Below are 6,605 nucleotides of genomic sequence, written 5' to 3' on the forward strand. Positions count from 1 at the left end.
TGTCCTTATTTAACCGCGCCGAAGGTGAGCCCGCGCACGAGCTGCTTCTGCGAAAACCAGCCGAGGATGACGATCGGCGCAATCGCCATGGTCGAGGCGGCGGAAAGCTTGGCGTAGAACAGGCCTTCCGGGCTCGAATAGGAAGCGATGAAGGCCGTCAGCGGCGCCGCCTTGGAGGCCGTCAGGTTGAGGGTCCAAAAGGCTTCGTTCCAGGCAAGGATGATGTTGAGAAGAAGGGTCGAGGCGATGCCCGGCACCGCCATCGGGGTGAGCACATAGATCAGCTCCTTGCCGAGCGTCGCGCCGTCCATGCGGGCGGCCTCGAGAATTTCGCCGGGGATTTCCTTGAAATAGGTGTAGAGCATCCACACCATGATCGGCAGGTTGATCAGCATCATCACCACGATCAGGCCGATGCGCGTGTCGAGCAGGCCGAGATCGCGGAAGATGATGTAGATCGGCACAAGCACGCCGACGGCCGGCAGCATCTTGGTGGAAAGCATCCAGAGCAGCACGTCCTTGGTGCGGGGCGTAGGCGAGAATGCCATCGCCCAGGCAGCCGGCACGGAGATCAAAAGCCCGATCACCGTGGAGCCGAGGGAGATCGCCACCGAGTTCCAGAAATGGTGGAAATAGCTGGAGCGCGCCTGCACCTCCACATAGTTCTCCAGCGTCCACTGGAAGAACAGGAAGGAAGGCGGCGAGGAGACGGCCTCGCTTTCCGTCTTGAAGCTCGTCAGCACCGTCCAGAGGATCGGAAAGAAAATGAGGAGTGCTACGACCCACGCAAGGAGCGTGAAGGCCAGCTTTTTCTGCGTCGTGACCTGGCGTGCCATCGTCAGTCCTCCAGATTCTTGCCGATCATCCGCACCAGGAAGATCGCAACGATATTGGCGAGAATGACGGCGATGATGCCGCCGGCAGAAGCGCCGCCCACGTCGAACTGCAGCAATGCCTGCATGTAGACGAGATAGGTGAGATTGGTGCTCTCCGTTCCCGGGCCGCCATTGGTGGTGACCAGGATTTCGGCGAAGACCGAAAGCAGGAAGATCGTCTCTATCAAAACGACGACGGTGATGGCGCGGGCCATATGCGGCAGAATGATGTAGATCAGCCGGTTCCAGGCGTTCGCCCCGTCCATTTCGGCCGCCTCCTTCTGCTCTTCGGACAGCGACTGAAGCGCGGTCAGAAGAATGAGCGTGGCGAAGGGCAGCCACTGCCAGGCGACGATCAGGCTGATCGAGGTGAGCGGGATCGATGACAGGAAGTCGATCGGCTGGATGCCGATGAAGCGCGCGAGCGAGGCGAACAGCCCGTTGACCGGGTTCATCAGCATGTTCTTCCACACGAGCGCCGAAACCGTCGGCATGACGAAGAAGGGAGCGATCACCAGAATGCGGACAATGCCCTGGCTGAAAATCGGCTGGTCGAGCAGCAGCGCCAGCGCGATGCCGCCGACAACTGTGGCAAACAGCACGCCCCCGACAAGGATCAGCGTATTGCCGATCGCCTGGAAGAAGGCCGGATCGGTGAGGAAGAAGCGGTAGTTCATGAAGCCGGCAAAGCTCTCCGTTCCCGGCATCAGCAGATTGTACCGGAGGAAGGAGAAGTAGACGGTCATCGACAGCGGAACGATCATCCACAAGAGGAGCAGAATGACCGAGGGCGCCATCATCAGCCGCGCCGCGTTTCGGGTATGGGTCGTCGCCATTTCGGTTTTCCCCGCTCGGTGAGGCAGGCCGGATTGGCGGCCGCGTCACATCTTCAAGGTCCCGCGCCGGTTTTTGGCCGGAATCGGAAATCAAAAGAGCCGCCGTCGGCAAATCGCGCGGCGGCTCTTCAAAGTCAGTTCAGCAAGAAGAAAAAAGGCGGGCGGCCGGACAACGGGTTCCGACCGCCCTCAGGAGGAAGGTCTTACTTCGGGTAACCAGCCTTCATCATCTCACGCGCGGTGAGCTGCTGCGCATTCGAGAGCGCCTGGTCGGCCGTGGTGTTGCCGGCAAGAGCTGCCGAGAACTGCTGACCAACCGCGGTGCCGATGCCCTGGAATTCCGGGATCGAGACGAATTGCGCACCGGTATAGGGGATATCCTGAACCGAAGGCTTCTTGGTGTCGACCGCGTTGATCGATTCCAGCGTCATTTCGGCAAAGGGCGCTGCCTTCTGGTAGTCCGCGTTCTCGTAAAGCGAGGTGCGGGTGCCGGGAGGGGCCGCGCGCCAGCCGTCCTGTTTCGCAACAAGATCGGTATAGTGCTTGGAGGTTGCCCAGGCGACGAAGGCCTTGGCCGCATCGGCCTTCTGCGTCGAAGCCGGGATGGCGAGGTTCCACGACCACAGCCAGTTGCCGCGATTGCCGATATCGCCCTTTTCCGGGAAAAGGGCGAAGCCGACCGAATCGGCGACCTTGGATTCATCCGGATCGGTCACGAAGGAAGCGGCGACCGTGGCATCGATCCACATGCCGCACTTGCCCTGCTGGAACAGCGCCAGATTTTCGTTGAAGCCATTGGAAGAAGCGCCGGGCGGACCGTAGTTGTTCATCAGGTCCAGATAATCCGTCAGCGTCGCCTTCCATTCCGGCGTGTCGAACTGGGGTTTCCACTCCATGTCGAACCAGCGCGCGCCGTAGGAATTGGACATGGCGCCGAGGAAAGCCATGTTCTCGCCCCAGCCGGCCTTGCCGCGCAGGCAGATGCCGTAAATGCCGGCATCCTTGTCCGTCATGGCGGCGGCCGCCTTCTTGATGTCGTCCCATTTCGGTTCGGCCGGAATGGTTACGCCGGCCTTTTCAGCCAGATCCGTGCGGTACATGACCATGGCGCTCTCGCCGTAGAAGGGCACGGCATAAAGCGTATCATCGACCGAAAGGCCGCCGGCGATCGCCGGCAGAAGGTCGCCCGCGTCATAATCGGCGGGCAGATCGTTAAGCGCCAGGAGCCAGTCCTGCTTTGCCCAGATCGGAACCTCGTAATTGCCGATGGTCAGCACGTCGTACTGGCCGCCCTTGGTGGCGATGTCGGTGGTCACCTTCTGGCGCAGCACGTTTTCCTCAAGCGTGACCCACTCAAGTTCGATATCGGGATGCTGCGCGGTGAAATCGTCGGTGAGCTTCTGCATGCGGATCATGTCGCCGTTGTTGACGGTGGCAATGGTCAGCGTTTCGGCCGAAGCGACGCCGGTGAGCGCCGCAAGCGAGCACGCGCCCAGAAGTATCGTGTGCAGTCTCATACTCGTTCCTCCCTCAGAATTGAGCAATAGCTTACGATGTGGGCAATTACCCATCATTCATTGCTAAGTGTCAAGTGGGCGAATGCTCATACTTTGGGCGAATGCAACATCCTCCTGTTTTTCAAGAAGAAATTCTCAGCATGATCGCAGCGCCACAACAGTGAACTGCTGCAGCGATCGCGATCAGAGGCAACACATGTCGGAAAAGTCAGTCCTGCAGCAGAAAACGCGCCGCGTCCTCGTCGGTGATCAGGGCATTGATCAGGCGGCCTCTCAGCGCGCCGCGGATGGCGCGGTGCTTGGGCTTGCCGCGGGCCATGCCGAAGATGATCGTATCCTCGGTCGAGGGCAGGGGGATGCTGGCGACGCGCTGGTTGATCGGGTGATCGAGCAGCCTTCCGTCATCATTGAAAAGCCAGCCGCAGATCTCGCCCGCCGCGCCAACGGCCACCAGTTCCTCCATCTCGCCTGCGGTAAGAAAGCCGTCCAAGAGCAGAGGACCCCTCGGGCCGAGCTCGCCGATGCCGACGAAGGTGACATCGGCCTTGCCGCCAAGCTCCAGCGTCGGCTTCACCAGCGGCTGGGCGTGGAACAGGGCGCGTTCCTCCGGCGTCGACACCAGAACCGGCAGCGGCATCGGAAAATGCCGCGCCTGGATGGCGTCGGCCATCAGAAAGATGACGTTGTAATAGGCGGCCGAGCCATCGGGGCTGATGTTGCCGGTGAGCGAGACGATACGGTGTTGCGGGCAGGCCATCGGCGGCAATTGCTCCACCGCCGAGCGCAGCGTGCGCCCCGTGCCCATGGCAAGCACGGTCGGCTCGTTTCGCTTCAGCCAGCGCTCGATCTCGGCCGCGCCTTCCTCGGCTATGCCGGTCGGCGCCGTATCACTGTTCGGATCGCTCGGCACGACCTGCACCTGCTTCAGCCCGTAACGCTCCTGAAGCGCCGCCGAGAGCGCCATGCATTCGGCGATGGGGTGGTCGAGGCGCACCTTGATCAGCCGTTCGGACATGGCAAGCGAGACGAGGCGCTGCGCGCTCTGGCGCGAAATTCCCATGGCGGCGGCGATCTCGTCCTGCGTGCGACCCGCCACATAATAGAGCCAGCCGGCCCGAGCCGCCTCGTCAAGCCGCGATGCGCTGCCGGATTTTTTCGCCATTTTCTCGCTTACCCCGCCTGGTTGACCCCTCGTCAATATCGCGCGCCAGAATAGCCATGTCATGGCCGCCCTGCCAAGCGGCCCCGTCAAAAGCCGCTAAAATCGATTTGACGCCTCGTTCCGATCGTTGCACGATCCCGTCCATTCGAGGAGCATCCCAAGAGCGAGGAAAAAATGACGAAACGCATCGTTTTCACCGGCGGCAGCGGCAAGGCTGGCCGCGACGTGATCCCCTATCTTCTCGACAGGGGACATGACGTCCTCAATCTCGATCTGGTCGCGCTCGATCATCCGGACGTCACGACGCTGATCACGGATCTGACCGACAGCGGCCAGGTGTTCAATGCCATGTCCATGCATTTCGGCATGGACCGCTATGAGAACGGCAAACTGCCGGAAGCGCCCGACGCAGTCGTCCACTTCGCTGCCATTCCGCGCGTGATGATCACGCCCGACAACGTCACCTACCAGACCAATGTGATCTCGACCTACAACGTCATCGAGGCGGCGATGAAGCTCGGCGTGCGCAAGGTCATCATTGCCTCCAGCGAGACCACCTACGGCGTCTGCTTTGCCGAGGGCGACCGGGATTTCCACGCCTTTCCGCTGGAAGAGGATTACGATGTCGATCCCCTCGACAGCTACGGGCTTTCCAAGGTCTGCAACGAGAAGACGGCGCGCGCCTTCGCGCTGCGCTTCGGCGCCGATATCTACGCGCTTCGGATCGGCAATGTCATCTCGCCGGACGATTATGCCAAGTTCCCGGCCTTCCTCGCCGATCCGCCCTCACGCAAGCGCAATGCCTGGAGCTATATCGATGCGCGCGACCTCGGGCAGATCGTCGATCTCTGCCTCGAGAAGGACGGTCTCGGCTTCGAAGTCTTCAACGCCACCAATGACACGATCACGGCCAACGAGAAGACGGTCGACTTCCTGAAGAAATACGCACCGAACACGCCAATCACCCGTGAGATGGACGATTACGAAGCGCCGCTTTCCAACCGCAAGATCCGCGAGGTTCTGGGGTTTGAGGAACAGCACGACTGGCGCAAATATGTGAAGTGAAGACAGGGGGCGTTGCCCCACCAATCTCTCCCCTTGAGGGAGAGATGCCCCGAAAGGGGCAGAGAGGGGTGAACCCCCTTCAACGAACGCAGCTTATGCGGCTCATGCCCTTTACCCCCCTCTGTCGCTTTCGCGACATCTCCCCCTCAAGGGGGGAGATCGGTGGGCGGAAGATCGGCCAGCACCTGATTTTGGCAATTACCCCCCATTAAGAAGAAGTCGAAGCCGAACCGGTGCATACGGGCCGCTTTGTCTTGTTCACTCGGAACAAGACCGATGCGATTTTCGCGAAGACGGCCAGATCTAAGCCTCTTCACACCCAAAGATCAATCAGGACAAAACTATGGATACACATATAGAGAAACTAGAATTTTCCATGGCCGGTATGAAGCTGCAGGCAAACGGGAAATTTGCGATAATAGCAGGGGTAGCCTTGGTACTAATTCTGGCTCTCAGCACGATAGGCTAACACGCCCCGGAAAACGCCTCACGTCCCCGAAACGCTGTGCCACAGCGCCTTGTCGCCGATCTCGGCGAGCATTTTCGCGTGCGCCTCGGCCTCTTCCGCGTGAACGCGCGAGGGGAGCGGGCGGGGGCGGACGAGGGGCGGCAGCTTGCGCAAATTGCCGTCGCTGTCATATTCATCCGCCGAGCCCGCATTGACCAGGCGAAAGGCCGCCTGACGCCCGCCGGACATCTCGATATAGACCTCTGCCAGCAATTCCGCATCGAGAAGCGCGCCGTGCTTGGTGCGGTGGGCATTGTCGATCGAATAGCGCTTGCAGAGAGCGTCGAGGCTGTTGGGACCCATCGGGTGCTTGCGGCGCGCCAGCGCCAGCGTGTCGACCACCATCTCCTGGTCGATCGGCGGCTTGCCGAGCCGGCCGAGCTCGGCATTGATGAAGCCCATGTCGAAAGCGGCGTTATGAGCGATCCAGCGGGCGCCGTCAAAAAAGGCCAGGAGATCGTCAACCACATCGGCAAAGACCGGCTTGTCCTTCAGGAACTCGTCCGAAATGCCGTGCACCTGAAGGGCTTCCGGATGCACGGTCTTGCCGTCCGGATTGACATAGACATGGAAGGTCTTTCCGGTCGGGAAATGGTCGATCAGCTCGACGCCGCCGATCTCGATCAGCCGGTCGTCATTCTT

Annotated in this window: 7 protein-coding genes; 1 reads left to right on the forward strand and 6 read right to left on the reverse strand. The window is 60.7% G+C overall.

Annotated elements, in window-relative coordinates; all coding sequences use genetic code 11:
* Positions 1–5 precede the first annotated feature (5 nt).
* The 5 genes from AC5DC2_RS17205 to AC5DC2_RS17225 all read right to left on the reverse strand — a co-directional run bounded on the left by AC5DC2_RS17205 (position 6) and on the right by AC5DC2_RS17225 (position 4,535).
* Entirely contained in the window at positions 6–836 is an 831-nt protein-coding gene (locus tag AC5DC2_RS17205; protein ID WP_200336202.1) for a carbohydrate ABC transporter permease, read from the reverse strand.
* Between the two features lie 2 nt (positions 837–838).
* Positions 839–1,711 (reverse strand): carbohydrate ABC transporter permease, encoded by an 873-nt coding sequence (locus tag AC5DC2_RS17210; RefSeq protein ID WP_491699362.1) that lies wholly within the window; start codon positions 1,709–1,711, stop codon positions 839–841.
* 203 nt (positions 1,712–1,914) lie between these two features.
* Complete coding sequence (locus AC5DC2_RS17215) at positions 1,915–3,228, reverse strand: ABC transporter substrate-binding protein (RefSeq protein WP_491699363.1); 1,314 nt, start codon at positions 3,226–3,228, stop codon at positions 1,915–1,917.
* Positions 3,229–3,436: 208 nt separating this feature from the next.
* Positions 3,437–4,390 carry a sugar-binding transcriptional regulator gene (locus tag AC5DC2_RS17220; RefSeq protein WP_491699364.1) on the reverse strand — a complete coding sequence of 318 codons (954 nt, stop codon included), beginning with the start codon at positions 4,388–4,390 and terminating at the stop codon, positions 3,437–3,439.
* The gene (locus AC5DC2_RS17225) at positions 4,356–4,535 is read right to left on the reverse strand and encodes a hypothetical protein (protein WP_197489624.1); all 180 of its coding nucleotides are present in this window, start codon (positions 4,533–4,535) and stop codon (positions 4,356–4,358) included. The genes AC5DC2_RS17220 and AC5DC2_RS17225 overlap by 35 nt, the downstream gene beginning before the upstream one ends.
* A gap of 29 nt (positions 4,536–4,564) precedes the next feature.
* Here AC5DC2_RS17225 and AC5DC2_RS17230 point away from each other — a divergent pair, with 29 nt between their 5' ends.
* Positions 4,565–5,455, forward strand: a complete 891-nt coding sequence (locus tag AC5DC2_RS17230; protein WP_491699365.1) for an NAD-dependent epimerase/dehydratase family protein — start codon at positions 4,565–4,567, stop codon at positions 5,453–5,455.
* 487 nt (positions 5,456–5,942) lie between these two features.
* Here AC5DC2_RS17230 and dnaQ read toward each other — a convergent pair whose 3' ends face one another.
* Positions 5,943–6,590 carry a DNA polymerase III subunit epsilon gene (gene dnaQ / locus AC5DC2_RS17235; RefSeq protein WP_491699366.1) on the reverse strand — a complete coding sequence of 216 codons (648 nt, stop codon included), beginning with the start codon at positions 6,588–6,590 and terminating at the stop codon, positions 5,943–5,945.
* Between the last annotated feature and the right edge of the window lie 15 nt (positions 6,591–6,605).

The sequence above is a fragment of the Martelella sp. genome (genome assembly GCF_984369615.1).